Raw genomic sequence first — 15,593 nt, 5'->3', positions numbered from 1 at the left:
CATGGTAGTATTTACTAGATTACATAAATAAACAAATTAAATATTCTTATCAAGAGAAGCAGAGGGACATGGCCCTGTGAAGCTTCAGCAACCTCTGATATTGTCAGAAAGGTGCTAACTCCTACAAGATTTTTGATCTTGAGAGATAAGAACTGAGAGCTATCAATACACCCTCTTTTCTTATCCCATGAGAAAAGAGGGTTTTTATGTTACATAGAAAGGAAGAGGGAAAAAATGCCGATTAATGTACCGAAACAGTTACCAGCAATAAAAAACTTAGAAAAAGAAAAAATATTCGTAATGGACGAGGAACGCGCTACTGGGCAGGATATCCGTCCTATGAACATCATCATTTTAAACTTAATGCCTGAAAAAGAGAAAACAGAACTGCAACTATTAAGGCTATTAGGGAATACACCACTACAAGTGAATGTTACTTTTATGAACATGGCTTCACATGAATCTAAAAATGTAAGTAAAACGCATTTAGATACATTTTATACAACCTTTGAAGAGATCAAGCAACGTAAATTCGATGGTATGATTATTACTGGGGCACCAATTGAGCATCTACAATTTGAAGAGGTGAATTATTGGGATGAAATGACGAAAATTATGGATTGGACAAAAACGAATGTTACATCTGTTTTCCATATTTGTTGGGGAGCGCAAGCTGCTTTATACCATCATTATGGAATTGATAAATACGACTTACCAAAGAAGTGCTTTGGTGTGTTCGATCATCGTTTATCTGATCTAACAGTTAATCTTGTACGGGGATTTAACGATGTTTTTAACGCTCCGGTGTCTCGTTATACATCCATTTCTTATGACGAAATTAAAAATGATCCGAGACTTAACATACTTTCCAAATCTGACGATGCGGGCGTTTTTCTGATCATTTCCAAAGACGAAAAACATATTATGGTTACTGGCCATTTAGAGTATGATGCAACAACTTTAGCAGATGAATATAACCGTGATCTGGAAAAGGGAATTGACATCGACGTACCAGAAAATTATTTTCCGAATAATGACCCATCCAAAGCTCCATTAAATACATGGCGTTCCCATACGCATTTATTATTTTCCAACTGGTTGAACTATTATGTCTACCAAGAAACACCTTACGAATGGGAATAAACAACAGAAAAGCACAGAGCGAAATACCGCTCTGTGCTTTTGATTATTTAAAAATACGATCAATTTCCGCAATCTCATCAGTGGAAAGTTGAACTTCTAATGTTTGAAGATTATCTAATACTTGCTCAGGTTTTTTCGCTCCAGGAATTATTACATCGATACCAGCTTGTGATAAATACCAGGCAAGCACAATATTGGAAACTCCTACGTTTTTATCATGAGCGATGTGACGCAGCTGTTCTACTTTATCTAAGTTATGAACGAAAACTTCGCCTTGGAACAATGGATTTTTGGAACGACCATCTTCGAATGTACTATTTTTATCAAATTTTCCAGTAAGTAAACCAGATGCTAGGGGGAAATAAGGGATAAACGAGATATTATGCTCTATCGTATATGGTAGAAATTCATTTTCTGCATCCCGTTTTAGTAAATTGTAACCTGATTGTAGCACATCAATATATCCATCCTGATTGCCTTCTTTTAATTGTTCCAAATTAAAATTCGATACTCCGATGGCCCGTATTTTTCCTTCTTCTTTTAAGCGATGAAGTGTGCCGATTGCTTCTGCTTTTGGCGTATTTTCATCTGGATAATGTATATAAAATAGATCGATGTAGTCTGTTTGAAGGCTACGCAAACTATTCTCCACCGTTTCTCTTAAAAACTGAGGAGAGTTGTCTATTAATACTTGTCCGTCCTCTAATTTATGCGCACCTTTTGAAGCTAATATAATGTCGTGACGATTCTTACCTTCTTTTAATACTTCACCAATTAACTCTTCCGATCTCCCTTTACCATAAATGAAAGCCGTATCCAAAAAGTCAATTCCATTATTAATGGCTGTGCGAACAATCTCTTTTCCAGTTTCATCGTTTAAATTTGGAAATAGATTATGTCCGCCGACAGCGTTTGTACCTAATCCAACCGGATTTACAAATAATCCTGTTTTGCCGATTTCTACTTTAGCTACCATTCTAGTAAAACAACTCCTTTTTCTGAATACTTACACGATAATCATATCAATATTAAAGATAAGCTCAAAGCAATGTGTCCTAATTTATGAGATTAAAGGAATCTTTCTTCTCTATGACGAATAGTATTGTATAGAAGATTAAAAGAATAGGAGCTAATATTTTGATTACAAATTTATATTTCTTTAGACACGCACATTCTATCTATTCACCAGACGAACTTAACAGACCGCTGTCAGAACGTGGGATGCTAGACGCAAAAGCAATTACTAATCTCTCGAAAGTGTTGCAAATCGATCATGTCATTTCAAGTCCATATAAAAGAGCCATTCAGACTGTCGAAGGTATCGCAGAATTGATTGGAAAAGAAATAGAATTGATAGATGGCTTTCGTGAACGCTTGCTTTCGGAACATCCCGTACCAGATTTTAACGAAGCGATTTCGCAAGTATGGGCAGATTTTGATTTTTCATTAGAAGGTGGCGAGTCCAGTCATATTGCCCAAAAAAGAGGTGTAGAGGCAACTCTTCAAGTTCTGGACAAGTACGAAGGTCAAAACATCGCAATCGGGACACATGGTAACATCATGGTGCTCATCATGAATTATTTTGATCCACAATTCGATGTTCGCTTCTGGGAGGAACTTGCCATGCCTGATATATATAAACTTACTTTTAATAAAAACAGTCTTGTTGACGTTATAAGAATAAATCCGCAAGAAGTAAGCTTATCAAACATTGGCCATACAAAATATACAACGATAGATTAACTCTGATAGATGTTGAAAAAAATGAGCGGGGGGATTTATACATGTTGAAAAATGAACAGCAGCTGAAACAAAAAATTGTAAATAAGACGATACTTGCTTTTTTTAGTTTACTTGCTATTAGTATTTTTATAACGCCTTCTGTTTTTAGTAAAGAAATAGAAAATACCCCTTCACAGTTCAACGCTAAGGTAGTAACAAATTATGAACCGTCTTTTCATTCAGAATGGAAAAAGTCTTCTAAAGGTGTACAACAAGCGACCATTGAAGGAAAAGGAGATCCGGCAATAGAAGAAGGCGAAGCAGTACTCGTCATCGAAAACCTCCAAACGAAAAAAACAACAATCTACCAGTTGAAAAATAACGAGTTCAGTCAATATACCCCTAAATATATAGAATGGATAGATGAAAATCGCCTATTTGTCATCATAGGTTATGCTTATGGCACGGTTACGACCGGTGGGAAACTATACAAACTAAATATAAAGAACAACACCGTTACCCCAATTATTGAAGATCTATTAGAGAATGAAGAAATAATGGCAGCCAAAGTAAATAACGATGGTACATTCACCTATAAAAAACATGTATATGACAGTGATAACTATGAGGAGAAAGAAAGTCATATCGAGGAAATAAGAATTCCACTTCCTAAAAGCAAAGCTGCAAATAAGTAATCCATCCTTGAATAATCGCACAGATGACTTGCTATTTTAATATAGACGAGCCACTCAATGAAACCAGTGAAGTGCACACGAATCTTTTAATAAACAGGAGAAATGGAAGAGATAAAATGAAGCTAGCATGCTTGCACGCCCATCATTCAAATACAGAATATATAGAAAGTGCATTATCGCACTATAAAATTGAATTAATGCATTTTGTTGATCCGGGTCTTATGAACAGAGTAACTTATGATGAAAACTTCCAACCAATAGATGCACGGATGAAAGTAAAAGAGCAAATGGAATGGATAGCACAGAGTAATGTCGATGCTATTCTCATAACTTGTACAAATTATATTGCACTATTAAACGAAGAGGATATTTCCTTTTCCATTCCTATCATTAAAATGGATGAACCTTTTTTTGAGGTTATTTGTCAATTGGACAAACCACAAGTAATCCTTTTTACAAATCCAGCTACAGTAGAAGGTACAATGAACCGATTAAAGGATTATGCGAAAGCTAAACAAAAAACTTTAGACATAGAAGTCATTGTGATTGAAGGCACCTTTGATTTGTTAATGCAGGGGCTAAATGATGAATACAACCGATTAATCTGTAATTACATGCGAAAAATCATACATGATGAAAAGAAAGAAATCTCTGTTGCCCAATTATCGATGGTAAAGGCTGCTAAGCAGATTGAACGCGAGATTTCGAAAACTATTATTAATCCAATGGATGCATTGAGTTCTTCCATTCTTAAATCAATTACATGACACAAAAAAGTAATCCATCTAAGAAAATTCCGATGGATTACTTTTTTGTCATTCATCTATTAAAGAACATACTACTTTCTTGATCAATGTCGACTATTGCACCTGTTTTCGCATTGACATCCACTTGATAAACTTTACCTGTAGCTGTGGAAATAAATACTTCATACACTAAAAGTCCATTTTCCATATCTAAATCCACATGGATTACTTGCCCTGGCACTTGCTGTCTCGCATTTTGCATTGCTTGCTCAATTGTAATTCGCTGTCCATTCATAGGGTTAACCAATGAAAAGCTCCTCCTCATTTACCATAAGTCTTTCTACTGTATGTAGGCGATTGAACATCGGTGAATGTATTAAGAATTTATCCTAAGCAAATAATTTTTGATTTCAAGAGAAATGCTATAGAATAAAAATGTTGTTAATATTCTTATATTGATGTTAAGAAGCAACAATTTTATTTTAAACTTTTTGTCTAACAGACCTCAGGAGGAAACAGAAATGAAAGTAGTAGCAATTGTCGGAAGTATTCGCAAGGATTCATACAATTTAAAATTAGCACAGCATGTGCAAAAGCGTTATGCAGATCAATTTGATCTTGAAATTTTAAGCTTACGTGATTTACCAATGTATGATCAAGATATCGAACTTGAAGCACCACAAGTAGTCCTTGACTTTAAAGCTAAAGTAAAAGAAGCTGATGCGGTACTTTGGGTAACACCAGAATATAATTCAACTATTCCAGGTGTGCTTGGTAACGCTATTGACTGGATGAGTCGTGTAGATAAAGTGATGAATGGTAAACCGTCTATCATTATGGGTGCTTCCATGGGAGTTTTAGGAACAGTAAAAGCACAAATGCATTTACGCGATATTTTATTCGCAAGTGGTTTAAACTCTCCATTATTACCGATGAACGAAGTATATGTAGGCGCTGCACATACAAAATTTGATGAAGCAGGTAATTTGACAGACGAATCGACAATCCAATTTTTAGATACTGTGATTAAAAATTTCCAAGAGTGGATGAAACAATACGTATAATAAATCGGTTCCCTTATACAAATGTATAAGGGAGCTTTTTATGAACTGGCATATAGGTTTTGTCGAGTTAATCATTCATATAAATCTGTACTTAAATACTTCAGACCAGAGTCATTTATAGTTAAAACAATATTTGCTCCTTTTTCCGTACCTTTCAATAGCTTCAAAGCTGCAGCCACATTCGCTCCTGAAGAAAAGCCTGCAAATATACCTTCTTTTATTGCTAGTTCTCTGGCAACCTTGGTGGCTTCATCATCTGTAATATGAATATAGTCCGTCACTAGGTCCTTATCTAAAAGCGGCAATTCCATTGAATATCCTCCACCTTGTATTTTGTGATTAGGGTTTGTTGGTTTTTTATTGGAATAGTAGGGAGTGGTGTCTGGCTCCACTAAATAACATCGTATGTCTGGCTTATGCTTTCTTAATGCTTTTGCACATCCTGTAAAAGTTCCTCCAGAACCAGCAAAATCAAGAAAGACGTCTATTTCTCCGTTTGCTTGCTTCCACATTTCTTCACCAGTGTAATATTCATGTGCATGAATATTACCAATATGATTAAATTGATCGGCCCGAAAAGCATTTCTCTCGCTTGTTATTTGTTGTGCGACTTCTTCCACTTTTGCTAAATCATCGCCAGATACTTGTCCAGCAGGAGACTCGGGGAGTTGGTCAACAAGAACTACTTCTGCTCCAAGCGCTCTCATCATTCGTGCTCGTTCCAAAGAATTTCCTTTAGACATGACAGCAACGAATTTATATCCTTTTACTCCACATACAATAGCAAGTCCCGTTCCTGTATTACCGCTTGTTAGTTCTACAACAGTTTGACCAGGCTCAAGCATGCCTGCCTTTTCTGCCTCTTCAATTATTTGTAATCCGATTCGATCTTTTTTGCTAAATCCAGGATTCAAATACTCCAGTTTCGCAAAAATATTTCCTTTTAATCCTTCTGTTATTCTAGACAAATGAACCATAGGAGTGTTACCGATAACTTGATGAATACCTGCGAACATTGAATTGTTTATCATAGATAAGTTTCCCCTTTTCTTGTATGATAGTCATTATAAAGCACATTTGTGCTTTATAATGACTATGGTAAACTATAACGTCTGATTGTACAATATAACGTTTTTTATTGGAGGATTAAAAATGGATCAAATTAATCAAAATATCGGGAAAAACCTTAACCGTGTTAGAAAAGAAAGAAATATAAGCTTAGATAAAACTTCAGAATTAACTGGCGTAAGTAAAACGATGTTAGGGCAAATTGAAAGGGGAGAATCCAATCCAACGGTCACTACTCTGTGGAAGATAGCGAATGGTTTACGATTGTCATTTTCCACGCTCATAAGTGGAGATAGTCCATCTGTTTCTATCATAAAAAAGAATGAACTTAATCCGTTATTAGAAAGTAATGGCAAATATCGAGTCTATCCACTAGTTCCATTTAATGTCGAAAAGCAATTTGAAGTCTTTGCAATAACACTTGAACCTGGGTGTGAACATAAGTCTGAAGCACATAATCCAGGAGTGGAAGAATATATATTTGTCAATGAAGGCGCGCTAGAGATTGTTGTTGGTGTAGAGACATACGTAGTGGATAGGGAGGATGCTATTACTTTCCAAGCAGATAGAAACCATATTTATCGGAATAATGGGAATGGTATTTTGAAATGTACAGTGTTGATACATTATCCGAGTTAATTAATGTAGTGTACGTAATTTTTCGCAAAACGATTATCAAACGGCTGAATTTATTACGCAACCCAATCAAATAATGAAAGAGGTCAAACATTTTAAACAATTCCTTAATAAATTTACTATTCAAAGTGGCTTATGAAATATATAACAGTTAGAGCCTATGTCACTGAATTACTTGAAAAAGTCTACCCAAAAAACACTGGACGGTGGTATGAGCACTCGTTTAACCTTGCAGGAGCTGTTGATTATATTGTTTCTGAACAAGACATAATCTTGATACTAGTAAAAAATATAAGAACTGCACCTACAAATGTTAGTTTATACTAACAGCTATGGTGCAGTTCATATTCGAATATGGGGGGCACAGAAGTTGAATTGTCGTGCTAGTGTCTTAGTCAACTTAACAAATAATAAATCTAAAATTTTTTCAGCACCTCGTTAGCATTCCGGAATAGTCTTGCATCTGTTCTTCTCCTATGAAGTCAAAAAATCCTGGGACTTCAAGGTTAATATTATTTTTTATAATTTTGATCATACGTTCTTTTAAATCTTGCTCTAAGTCTTCTCTGTAGTCATTACTTGTTTGAAATAATACACTTTGCATTTTAGGTTCTAGTTGTTTTAAAATCGCAAGAATGTCTATTTCGCTCATTTATTCCCCTCCTTTTCTTTTTTCCATTCTACTATTAACGACATTCTCAATGCTGTGAATCGCATTTTCAAGAGATTCTATTTTATTTTCAAAGCGGTGCAATAAATAAATAGATACGACAATAGGAAATCCAAAGTTGCCAATTAATTGTACAATGTTCCCTGCATCAATCATGTGTATTCTCCTTTCTAATTTTTTTTATTACATTTTTTCTAGTCTTTGAGACAGCTTGTTGTGTAATACCTAAATGTTGAGCAATTTCTTTATCTGTCATTTGCCTTATATATACAAGTGAAAGTATTTCACGTTGTCTCCCTGTTAGTTTTTTGAAACTATTAAATAATCTATCGTCAGATATATGGTCGGCAAGGTCATGAGAAAAATCAATCGAATCGGAATAGGATTTCTCGAAGTTAATTGGAGAAAAGTTTACGTTTTCTAAATCACTTGTGAGGATTAATTGGTATCTATGATTATGGGTGCGCATTTTTTTATCAAAATGTTTACTTTCGAAGTGTAAAACTTTTATTAGGTAGGATATTATTCTGTAGTTTTGATAATACTGTTTAAATTTATAGTCAATTTTTTGTTTTATTTGTTCTGAATGAGTATTTTTGAACTCTTCCAGAAGTGTTTGGTTGGAAGGGCATTTTAAGAATTCTTGAATTATCTTCTGTTTTTCGGAACTCATTTTTTCACTCCTTCACAAATTGGAATTTTCTTTCTGATTTGGTGTGAGAAAATAATGCGTTGCTTCCTAGGTAAGATATATCTTGTCCTATAAAGGGGATTTTATCTGATTTTAAACAACCATTTCTTTAGAAAAATATTTATTAATTTTCACAGGACTTTATACTCTATATGGTATAATTAAATAAAATATATATTTAGTAAAAAGTAATTGTTCTTTCCTAAATATTACTAGAAAATATACGCGTTTAGTACAAAAATAAGTTGGGAAATATCATTTATTATTCATTATTATTTTTATATAAATTCTTCAAATTTCATAAAAGAAGGAAATTTTATTATTATCTAATATTTTTTGGATGGTTGACATATCTATATATTAAACCCGTTCATCACTTCACTGAACCTTCTCATTAGCTTATTGTCGTAATAGGTCGAACGATTGTTAAAGGTATCTTACTTTTCTTAAAGAACTAATATATCTACTACGTTCTAAGGGGTGGGGAAAATGAGTAGCATAGGTTACACCATCAAGCAAGAGAGAGTAAACCAAAAAATCAAACAGTCAGTATTGGCAAAAGGAATCTGTTCTACTTCCTATCTCAGTAAAATTGAGAATAATTCAACTGTTCCGAGTGAAGATGTAATAAATTTATTGTTAAAAAGGCTAAATTTAGAAATAGATAAATTACCAAATGAAGAGGAAAACAAGTTTATAGATGCTTTTTATGAATTGTATAAAGAGGCAATTATTAAGAGGGATAAGGAATCGATCAGGGGAACATTGCATAATTTTTCTGGTCAAAAAACTTACTTTTTACAACTAAAAAATTATTATACTTATCACCTTTATATGTTTCGGCTAAGGTTAATACTGAATGAAAAGAAAGAAGTGCTACAATCTACATTGGCTGTGATTAGTAATTCGGAAGATAATTTTGATGAAAAGCAAAGATTCATCAGTAATTTAAATCTAGGTCTTTATTATTATTTGAATGGTGAGTATTCGAAAGCATTAAGTAAATTAGAGGGCTCACTCTTATTCGTAAATAATGTATCCAATGAAGAGTGGGAAGTAGCAGATTTTCACAATGTGCTTAGTTTAATTTATTTTAAATGTAATGAATTTTTTAACACGATCAATTATGCATCAAAATCTCTTATGTATTATAAAGACAATCTCTTATTTGAAAGAGCTATTGATAGCTATATCGTTATAGGGATGGCATATAAAAAAATGAGAAAGTACAAAGAAGCAGAAAAAAATTATAATCTAGCCAAAAAGCTGGTGATAGACTATAAAGTCTTTAATTATGAAGGGATGATTTATCAAAATATAGGCTCATTATATGCAATTCAAGAGAATCATGTTCAAGCAATTGAGTACTATAAACTCAGTTTGAAAAGTAAGGAAGAGAATTACAATCCGGAAGGGTATTTGATAACTATTCTTTCGATAATCAAGGAATATTCTAAGCAAAATAATCAGAGTGAAGTGCTTAGCTGGTGTGAAAAAGGGTTCAAGTTATTAGAAGAAGTAAAGTGGAATATGGAATACCATTCTTACAAATGGCACTTAGAAATTTATAGAGCGCTCCATTCTGTATCTGATGAGTTGGAAGTAGTACTTAAAAAAGCAATAAATCATTTCGAGATGAACCATGACGATCGACATGTACAAAAGTATTCCATTTTACTAGCAAATTACTACTTTAAAGAAAGTAAGTTTAAAGCAGCTGATTTGTATTATCAAAAATCAATTCATATTCTGTTTAAACAAAATTTTATTACGAAATGGGAGGATTTGTGAAATGAAAAAGAAAAGTGTATTTCTATGGTTGTCATTGGCTTTTATCTTATCACTAAGTTTTACTACAAACACTAGTAATATTGCAGAGGAAGAAGCGCCTAGACCTACATCTATCGATTATAGTTCCTTTCTATAAATGTTTTGTTGATAATAATACGTGATGCAGCTACTCATTAGCTTTTTAGGGCTGATGAGTAGCTTTTGAGTGGCCTAGCATTTTACTCGGCTTCCACTGTTTCAACAGGCTTTGAGCACCCAATATCTTGCTCCTTTATTAACTGCATCGCTTTATTTCCAGCAAACAAGAATCCGATAAATATTAGGCCTGAAAATACAAATCCAAGTGCTTTTCTAAGGATAATTAAATGCATGAACGCATCCACACCGTGATTAATAATTAGCCAGACCATGATGGAGTTCATGATTAGACCCCGAACAACAAAAATAGCAGTAACCAACTGAAATAACTTCACATTTCCTTTCATGAAATAAAGCTTTTTACTTTTTTCTCGCGGATAACCTTGTAAATACATAAATTCAACCGCTAGGTATATGGCTAATGGTTTTTGAATAATCATGGAAAAAATATAGATTAAAGTAAATCCATAGCTCAAAAAAACAGAATTCCATAGCATTTGAAGGGCAGACCCAGCAAGTAAATCAAGTAGAGAGCTAAGTAAAAGGGAAGAAATAATAAATACTCCAATCATATTGAATTGACGATCTTTCATAAATCGATAAATAGTGTAGACTATTGCTGGAATTGTAGAGAATAACATCGCATAATAATCACCGATAAAACTTCTGCCATGTGTCCAAATAACATAAGGAAGTCCTAAATATACAATTAACTCTACTAATATATAATTTATTTTCATATTACTGTCCTTGGGAATTTGCTTTTAAATAATGAGCAATTGCCTCTTCTATAAAGTTTACAATAGCTGGATCAAATTGATAAAATCCAATACCACCTTTTACTTCTTTTTGTTTATTCCATACTTTTTCAGCTAATTTAAAATTCCCTTTAAAATCTCTTTCAAGTAAATCAATCCATCTACTTGCCAAATCTTGAGCTTTTGAACTTGTAATATCAATGTGGATATTTTGTCTAATATCCTTTATTAATGTAGTATAAATGTGTATTGTTTCGGTATCATCCCCAATCTTAGGCAAATCCTTAAAGAGTTGAACTTCTTCTTTTGAAAAATAGTTATTCCAAATTCCCTCATATACTTCTATAGGAGCAGGAGAGGATTTCATAGGAATACGATCGAATACATCTTTCCAATTGGCAAGCTCCTCAAATTCACTTAGTTGAAGTAAATATCGAATGGAGCGTGAGCGTTCCTCGATACGCTCTTTCTCCAGTTCCAATACTTTTAATTGCATGGACAGCGCATCTTTATGACTTAAATGCTGATGCTCTAACATTTCTCGTATCGTTATTAGACTAAATCCTATTTCCTTCAAAATCTTTATATATTGCAGTTTGATGACATCCTTTTCCTCGTAATATCGATGTCCACCCTCACTCAAATGGGAAGGAGTTAACAATCCTATTTCATCGTAGTAACGAAGAGTCCTTACGGTGGAGTTGCTCAATTTAGCTAAATTTCCGATTGAATACAAAATTATCCCTCATTTCCAGTTCCTACATTCATTATAAAACCTAACGTTACGTTAGAATCAAGTTATTTATCGAAATAAAATGAAATTTTGGAAAAGGAAAAGGGTATAAGCCGGTAATATTAAAAGGGGTATATTTGAAAAAAATTCTTATAAATATTTATAATGGATTAATAATAGCTGATTCTAGTTATTTCATAAATGATCAATTTTAACAATCATGCATATACTAAGTTGACAAACTATTTAGACTTGTGTTAAATTCTTCAATAATAAAACCATACAAATTCGTTGATGAGAAAAAGTAGTAGATGAAACTGTTCCAAAGAGAGCCGGTGTATGCTGAAATCCGGTGTTCCGTTCATGTATGAAAATCCTCTCTGAGAAGTCGAGCTGAAGTAAAGTAAGTGAGACCGGGTGTCTACCGTTAAAAAGAACGCGTATGATCGTACGTGGCTAAGTGCTATTGCAGAAGAAAATTTTGCAATAGAATTAGGGTGGTATCGCGGTTAAACCCGTCCCTTTTTACAGGGACGGGTTTTTTTGTATGTTTTATTTAACAAAATTAGGAGTGATACCGAATGGGGAAGGATAAAGAAACTGTTTTAAAGCGGGAAGAACGCGTTCGACGACATTGGATGATAAATGAAACTTTTCAAAAATCCGTGGAAAATAGGGAAGGAAGCCCTTCTTTTGTGTTTTATGAAGGACCGCCGACTGCTAATGGCTTGCCGCATGTTGGTCATGCATTAGGACGTACGATCAAAGATGTCGTCGCAAGATACAAAACAATGACCGGACATCAAGTAGTACGTAAAGCCGGATGGGATACACATGGTTTACCGGTCGAGCTTGGAGTCGAAAAGCAACTGGGGATTTCCGGTAAAGGCGATATTGAAAAGTATGGAGTAGAGGCATTCATAGAAAAATGTAAAGAAAGTGTTTTTGTTTATGAAAAACAATGGAGAGGGTTTACAGAAAGTCTTGGTTATTGGGTGGATATGGACGATCCCTATTTAACGTTAAGCAATGCTTATATAGAAAGTGAATGGAATATACTCGGTACTATTCACGAAAAAGGATTACTCCAAAAAGGTCATAGAGTTTCACCTTACTGTCCTAGCTGTCAAACTTCTCTTAGCTCGCATGAAGTGTCACAAGGTTATAAAATGGTAAAAGATTTATCCGCAACAGCTAAATTTAAAATAAGTGGTCGGGACAATGAATATTTTCTTGGATGGACGACAACGCCTTGGACTTTACCAGCAAATGTAGCACTAGCAGTCCATCCTTCGTTGAAATACGTTCGTGCTAAACAAGGGCAAGACATTTTCATCATAGCAGAAGCATTGGCTAGTTCGGTATTAAAGGAGGAACATGAAATACTTTCTGTCCATCTTGGTGCGGAATTGAAAGATATTTCATATACGCCATTATTTGATTTTGTAAAAGTAGAAAACGGACATAAAGTAGTGACTGCTGACTATGTGTCTGCAGAGAGTGGAACAGGGATTGTTCATATTGCGCCTGCTTATGGGGAAGATGACTACAAAGTAGTAAAAGAAAATGGATTATCTTTTGTTAACGTAGTGGATGAAAAAGGAAAGTATACGCCAGAAGTAATCGGTTTTGAAGGTCGGTTTGTCAAGGATTGCGATGTAGATATTGTTCGTTACCTAGCTGCCAAAGGTTTACTTTTCAGCAAAGAAAAGTACGAACATAGCTACCCTCATTGCTGGCGTTGCGATTCACCCCTTTTGTACTATGCAAATGAAAGCTGGTTTATCCAAACAACTGCTTTGAAAGAACAGTTCATTCAAAATAATGAAGGAGTTACTTGGTATCCGGAACATATTAAGCACGGAAGATTCGGTAATTTTTTAGAGCAAATGGTTGATTGGAATATTAGCAGAAAACGTTATTGGGGAACCCCGCTTAACATTTGGGAATGTGAAGCGTGTAATCATGAATATGCGCCAAAAAGTATAGAAGATTTAAAGCGGTTTTCGCTTGATCCTTTAGATGATATCGAACTGCATAAACCTTATGTCGATCAAGTGAAGCTTCTCTGTTCTAAATGTAGTGGGACGATGATAAGAACGCCCGAAGTCATCGATGTTTGGTTTGATAGTGGTTCTATGCCATTTGCCCAATATCATTTTCCATTTGAAAATAAAGAGCTATTTGAAAAACAATTTCCAGCGGATGTAGTAATAGAAGGAATTGATCAAACACGTGGCTGGTTTTATAGCTTGCTTGCCGTATCCACTCTATTTACAGGAAAAGCGCCCTATAACCGAGTACTATCGACGGGACATATATTGGATGAAAACGGTCAAAAAATGTCTAAGAGCAAAGGAAATGCGTTAGATCCAGTAGAGTTAATACAAAAGTACGGAGCTGATGCATTACGATGGGCCTTATTAGTCGACAGTGCACCTTGGAATACGAAACGTTTTTCAGAACGTATCGTGCAAGAAGCGAAATCCAAACTGATCGATACGTTAGACAATGTGTATAGTTTTTATTCCTTGTACACGAATTTAGATAATTACAACCCTAAAGCGGAAGTTCAAACGAAGAAAAATAAGTTGGACGATTGGATACTATCACGTTTGCATAGCACCATTAAAGCGGTGGGAACTAGTTTAAATGATTATCAATTTACAAGCGCTGCAAGAGAAATTGCAAATTTGTTAGAGCAAGTAAGTAATTGGTATGTAAGACGATCAAGAGATAGATTTTGGTCAAGTGGTATGAACCCAGAAAAAGCATCTGCATATAAAACGCTAAACGAAGTGTTAACCAAGACTAGCCAGTTGTTAGCACCACTAACTCCTTTTGTGGCGGAAGATGTGTATATGAATTTGACTGGTGAAAGTGTTCATTTATCCAATTTTCCCAAAGCAGACGAACGATTAATAAATGAAAAGCTAGAAAAAGAAATGGCAGCTGTCCTACAAGTAGTTGAGTTAGGAAGAAGTGTGCGAAATAGTACTTCCTTAAAGGTAAAACAACCATTAGGGGGCCTCTCGCTTATGAGTTCAAATAATGATATGGATTGGAATTTGTACGAAGATATTATAAAAGATGAGTTGAATGTTAAGAAATTTGAGTTGATAGACAATGAAGGAGAATTTGTTTCTACTAAAGTAAAACTCGATTTCAAAAAAGCCGGAGCCAAGTTTGGCAAACAATCGAATTCCATTAATGCATGGCTTCAATCATTAAGTGAAACGCAAGTACAACAATTCATGAAAGCCGGTTTCATGGAACACCAAAAAATCAATATAGCAATAGAGGATGTACAGATTGAAAAAATAGAGAGGGATGGATATGCTTCTGCATCAAATGGAGTGTATACCGTTACTTTAAACATCTCTTTAACAGAAGAACTCCTACAAGAAGGATTGGCAAGAGAGTTGATCAGAGCTATACAAGCATACCGTAAACAATTAAATCTTCCCATCGACTTACGTGTGGATATTACGGTGAGTGCAGATAAAGAACTACAAGCTGTCTTTGAAAACTATAAACATATGTTGGAACAAAACTTATTAATGCGAAACTTATTAATTAGTGAGGATATAGACGGAGGAACAGAAATCCAAATAGCGAGTCAAACCATTTCAATACAGGTAATACCGGTAAATAACTAATACAACACTGGATATTAGGATAATCGCTAATATCCAGTTTTGTATGCCAATCTATATATTCATCTAATGATTGTTAAGC

General features: G+C 34.4%; 17 protein-coding genes, 1 riboswitch and 1 other annotated feature. Of the genes, 9 read left to right on the top strand and 8 right to left on the bottom strand.

Annotated elements, in window-relative coordinates:
• The first annotated feature begins 43 nt into the window (after positions 1–43).
• A riboswitch (SAM riboswitch) is annotated at positions 44–152 on the top strand.
• An 82-nt stretch (positions 153–234) separates the two neighbouring features.
• Complete coding sequence (gene metA / locus ACIQ38_RS14015; protein WP_402823966.1) at positions 235–1,143, top strand: homoserine O-acetyltransferase MetA; 909 nt, start codon at positions 235–237, stop codon at positions 1,141–1,143.
• A 43-nt stretch (positions 1,144–1,186) separates the two neighbouring features.
• Here the strand turns inward: metA and ACIQ38_RS14010 are convergent, their stop codons facing one another.
• Entirely contained in the window at positions 1,187–2,119 is a 933-nt protein-coding gene (locus ACIQ38_RS14010) for an aldo/keto reductase (protein ID WP_402823965.1), read from the bottom strand.
• 164 nt (positions 2,120–2,283) lie between these two features.
• Between ACIQ38_RS14010 and ACIQ38_RS14005 the strand changes: the two genes are divergently transcribed.
• The 3 genes from ACIQ38_RS14005 to ACIQ38_RS13995 all read left to right on the top strand — a co-directional run bounded on the left by ACIQ38_RS14005 (position 2,284) and on the right by ACIQ38_RS13995 (position 4,327).
• Positions 2,284–2,886 carry a histidine phosphatase family protein gene (locus tag ACIQ38_RS14005; RefSeq protein WP_402824456.1) on the top strand — a complete coding sequence of 201 codons (603 nt, stop codon included), beginning with the start codon at positions 2,284–2,286 and terminating at the stop codon, positions 2,884–2,886.
• Between the two features lie 41 nt (positions 2,887–2,927).
• Positions 2,928–3,560: a DUF4652 domain-containing protein gene (locus tag ACIQ38_RS14000; RefSeq protein ID WP_402823962.1), complete on the top strand. Its 633-nt coding sequence runs from the start codon at positions 2,928–2,930 to the stop codon at positions 3,558–3,560.
• A gap of 116 nt (positions 3,561–3,676) precedes the next feature.
• Positions 3,677–4,327 (top strand): hypothetical protein, encoded by a 651-nt coding sequence (locus tag ACIQ38_RS13995; protein WP_402823959.1) that lies wholly within the window; start codon positions 3,677–3,679, stop codon positions 4,325–4,327.
• Between the two features lie 52 nt (positions 4,328–4,379).
• Here ACIQ38_RS13995 and ACIQ38_RS13990 read toward each other — a convergent pair whose 3' ends face one another.
• The gene (locus tag ACIQ38_RS13990) at positions 4,380–4,613 is read right to left on the bottom strand and encodes a PepSY domain-containing protein (protein ID WP_402823956.1); all 234 of its coding nucleotides are present in this window, start codon (positions 4,611–4,613) and stop codon (positions 4,380–4,382) included.
• Between the two features lie 214 nt (positions 4,614–4,827).
• Between ACIQ38_RS13990 and ACIQ38_RS13985 the strand changes: the two genes are divergently transcribed.
• Positions 4,828–5,370, top strand: a complete 543-nt coding sequence (locus ACIQ38_RS13985) for an NADPH-dependent FMN reductase (RefSeq protein ID WP_402823953.1) — start codon at positions 4,828–4,830, stop codon at positions 5,368–5,370.
• A gap of 71 nt (positions 5,371–5,441) precedes the next feature.
• On the opposite strand, the gene ACIQ38_RS13980 is transcribed toward ACIQ38_RS13985, so the two are convergent.
• Positions 5,442–6,401, bottom strand: coding sequence for a PLP-dependent cysteine synthase family protein (locus tag ACIQ38_RS13980; RefSeq protein ID WP_402823950.1), 960 nt, complete (start codon positions 6,399–6,401; stop codon positions 5,442–5,444).
• A gap of 121 nt (positions 6,402–6,522) precedes the next feature.
• On the opposite strand from ACIQ38_RS13980, the gene ACIQ38_RS13975 reads away from it, so the two are divergent.
• Entirely contained in the window at positions 6,523–7,077 is a 555-nt protein-coding gene (locus ACIQ38_RS13975; RefSeq protein WP_402823948.1) for a helix-turn-helix domain-containing protein, read from the top strand.
• 424 nt (positions 7,078–7,501) lie between these two features.
• Here ACIQ38_RS13975 and ACIQ38_RS13970 read toward each other — a convergent pair whose 3' ends face one another.
• From ACIQ38_RS13970 to ACIQ38_RS13960, 3 genes are read right to left on the bottom strand one after another with little or no spacing between them, the layout of a single operon-like run.
• Positions 7,502–7,726: a hypothetical protein gene (locus ACIQ38_RS13970; protein WP_402823945.1), complete on the bottom strand. Its 225-nt coding sequence runs from the start codon at positions 7,724–7,726 to the stop codon at positions 7,502–7,504.
• Positions 7,727–7,900, bottom strand: a complete 174-nt coding sequence (locus tag ACIQ38_RS13965) for a YvrJ family protein (RefSeq protein WP_402823942.1) — start codon at positions 7,898–7,900, stop codon at positions 7,727–7,729.
• Positions 7,893–8,417, bottom strand: a complete 525-nt coding sequence (locus ACIQ38_RS13960) for a sigma-70 family RNA polymerase sigma factor (RefSeq protein WP_402823939.1) — start codon at positions 8,415–8,417, stop codon at positions 7,893–7,895. The genes ACIQ38_RS13965 and ACIQ38_RS13960 overlap by 8 nt, the downstream gene beginning before the upstream one ends.
• A 507-nt stretch (positions 8,418–8,924) precedes the next feature.
• Here ACIQ38_RS13960 and ACIQ38_RS13955 point away from each other — a divergent pair.
• Positions 8,925–10,226: a helix-turn-helix domain-containing protein gene (locus ACIQ38_RS13955; RefSeq protein ID WP_402823936.1), complete on the top strand. Its 1,302-nt coding sequence runs from the start codon at positions 8,925–8,927 to the stop codon at positions 10,224–10,226.
• A gap of 1 nt (position 10,227) precedes the next feature.
• Entirely contained in the window at positions 10,228–10,362 is a 135-nt protein-coding gene (locus ACIQ38_RS13950; protein ID WP_402823933.1) for a hypothetical protein, read from the top strand.
• 82 nt (positions 10,363–10,444) lie between these two features.
• Here ACIQ38_RS13950 and ACIQ38_RS13945 read toward each other — a convergent pair whose 3' ends face one another.
• Both ACIQ38_RS13945 and ACIQ38_RS13940 read right to left on the bottom strand, forming a co-directional pair.
• On the bottom strand, positions 10,445–11,104 hold the full coding sequence (locus tag ACIQ38_RS13945; protein WP_402823930.1) for a VC0807 family protein: 660 nt from the start codon (positions 11,102–11,104) through the stop codon (positions 10,445–10,447).
• Position 11,105: 1 nt separating this feature from the next.
• The gene (locus ACIQ38_RS13940; protein ID WP_402823928.1) at positions 11,106–11,858 is read right to left on the bottom strand and encodes a MerR family transcriptional regulator; all 753 of its coding nucleotides are present in this window, start codon (positions 11,856–11,858) and stop codon (positions 11,106–11,108) included.
• 279 nt (positions 11,859–12,137) lie between these two features.
• Positions 12,138–12,381: a binding site (T-box leader), on the top strand.
• 55 nt (positions 12,382–12,436) lie between these two features.
• Here ACIQ38_RS13940 and ileS point away from each other — a divergent pair.
• Complete coding sequence (gene ileS / locus ACIQ38_RS13935) at positions 12,437–15,514, top strand: isoleucine--tRNA ligase (RefSeq protein ID WP_402823925.1); 3,078 nt, start codon at positions 12,437–12,439, stop codon at positions 15,512–15,514.
• The last annotated feature ends 79 nt before the right edge of the window (positions 15,515–15,593 follow it).

The sequence above is a fragment of the Psychrobacillus sp. NPDC096389 genome (genome assembly GCF_044762855.1).
Taxonomy (GTDB): Bacteria; Bacillota; Bacilli; order Bacillales_A; family Planococcaceae; genus Psychrobacillus.
The sequence above is the reverse complement of the archived record's forward strand: the minus strand, read 5'-3'. Positions and strand labels throughout refer to the sequence as shown.

Bases quoted from the DNA above. Each gene is read 5' to 3' on its own strand.
- ACIQ38_RS14010 (WP_402823965.1), bottom strand. From the start codon at position 2,119: ATGGTAGCTAAAGTAGAAATCGGCAAAACAGGATTATTTGTAAATCCG.
- ACIQ38_RS13955 (WP_402823936.1), top strand. From the start codon at position 8,925: ATGAGTAGCATAGGTTACACCATCAAGCAAGAGAGAGTAAACCAAAAA.
- ACIQ38_RS13985 (WP_402823953.1), top strand. From the start codon at position 4,828: ATGAAAGTAGTAGCAATTGTCGGAAGTATTCGCAAGGATTCATACAAT.
- ACIQ38_RS13965 (WP_402823942.1), bottom strand. From the start codon at position 7,900: ATGATTGATGCAGGGAACATTGTACAATTAATTGGCAACTTTGGATTT.
- ACIQ38_RS13960 (WP_402823939.1), bottom strand. From the start codon at position 8,417: ATGAGTTCCGAAAAACAGAAGATAATTCAAGAATTCTTAAAATGCCCT.
- ACIQ38_RS13995 (WP_402823959.1), top strand. From the start codon at position 3,677: ATGAAGCTAGCATGCTTGCACGCCCATCATTCAAATACAGAATATATA.
- ACIQ38_RS13970 (WP_402823945.1), bottom strand. From the start codon at position 7,726: ATGAGCGAAATAGACATTCTTGCGATTTTAAAACAACTAGAACCTAAA.
- ACIQ38_RS13980 (WP_402823950.1), bottom strand. From the start codon at position 6,401: ATGATAAACAATTCAATGTTCGCAGGTATTCATCAAGTTATCGGTAAC.
- ACIQ38_RS13950 (WP_402823933.1), top strand. From the start codon at position 10,228: ATGAAAAAGAAAAGTGTATTTCTATGGTTGTCATTGGCTTTTATCTTA.
- metA (WP_402823966.1), top strand. From the start codon at position 235: ATGCCGATTAATGTACCGAAACAGTTACCAGCAATAAAAAACTTAGAA.
- ileS (WP_402823925.1), top strand. From the start codon at position 12,437: ATGGGGAAGGATAAAGAAACTGTTTTAAAGCGGGAAGAACGCGTTCGA.
- ACIQ38_RS14000 (WP_402823962.1), top strand. From the start codon at position 2,928: ATGTTGAAAAATGAACAGCAGCTGAAACAAAAAATTGTAAATAAGACG.
- ACIQ38_RS13975 (WP_402823948.1), top strand. From the start codon at position 6,523: ATGGATCAAATTAATCAAAATATCGGGAAAAACCTTAACCGTGTTAGA.
- ACIQ38_RS13945 (WP_402823930.1), bottom strand. From the start codon at position 11,104: ATGAAAATAAATTATATATTAGTAGAGTTAATTGTATATTTAGGACTT.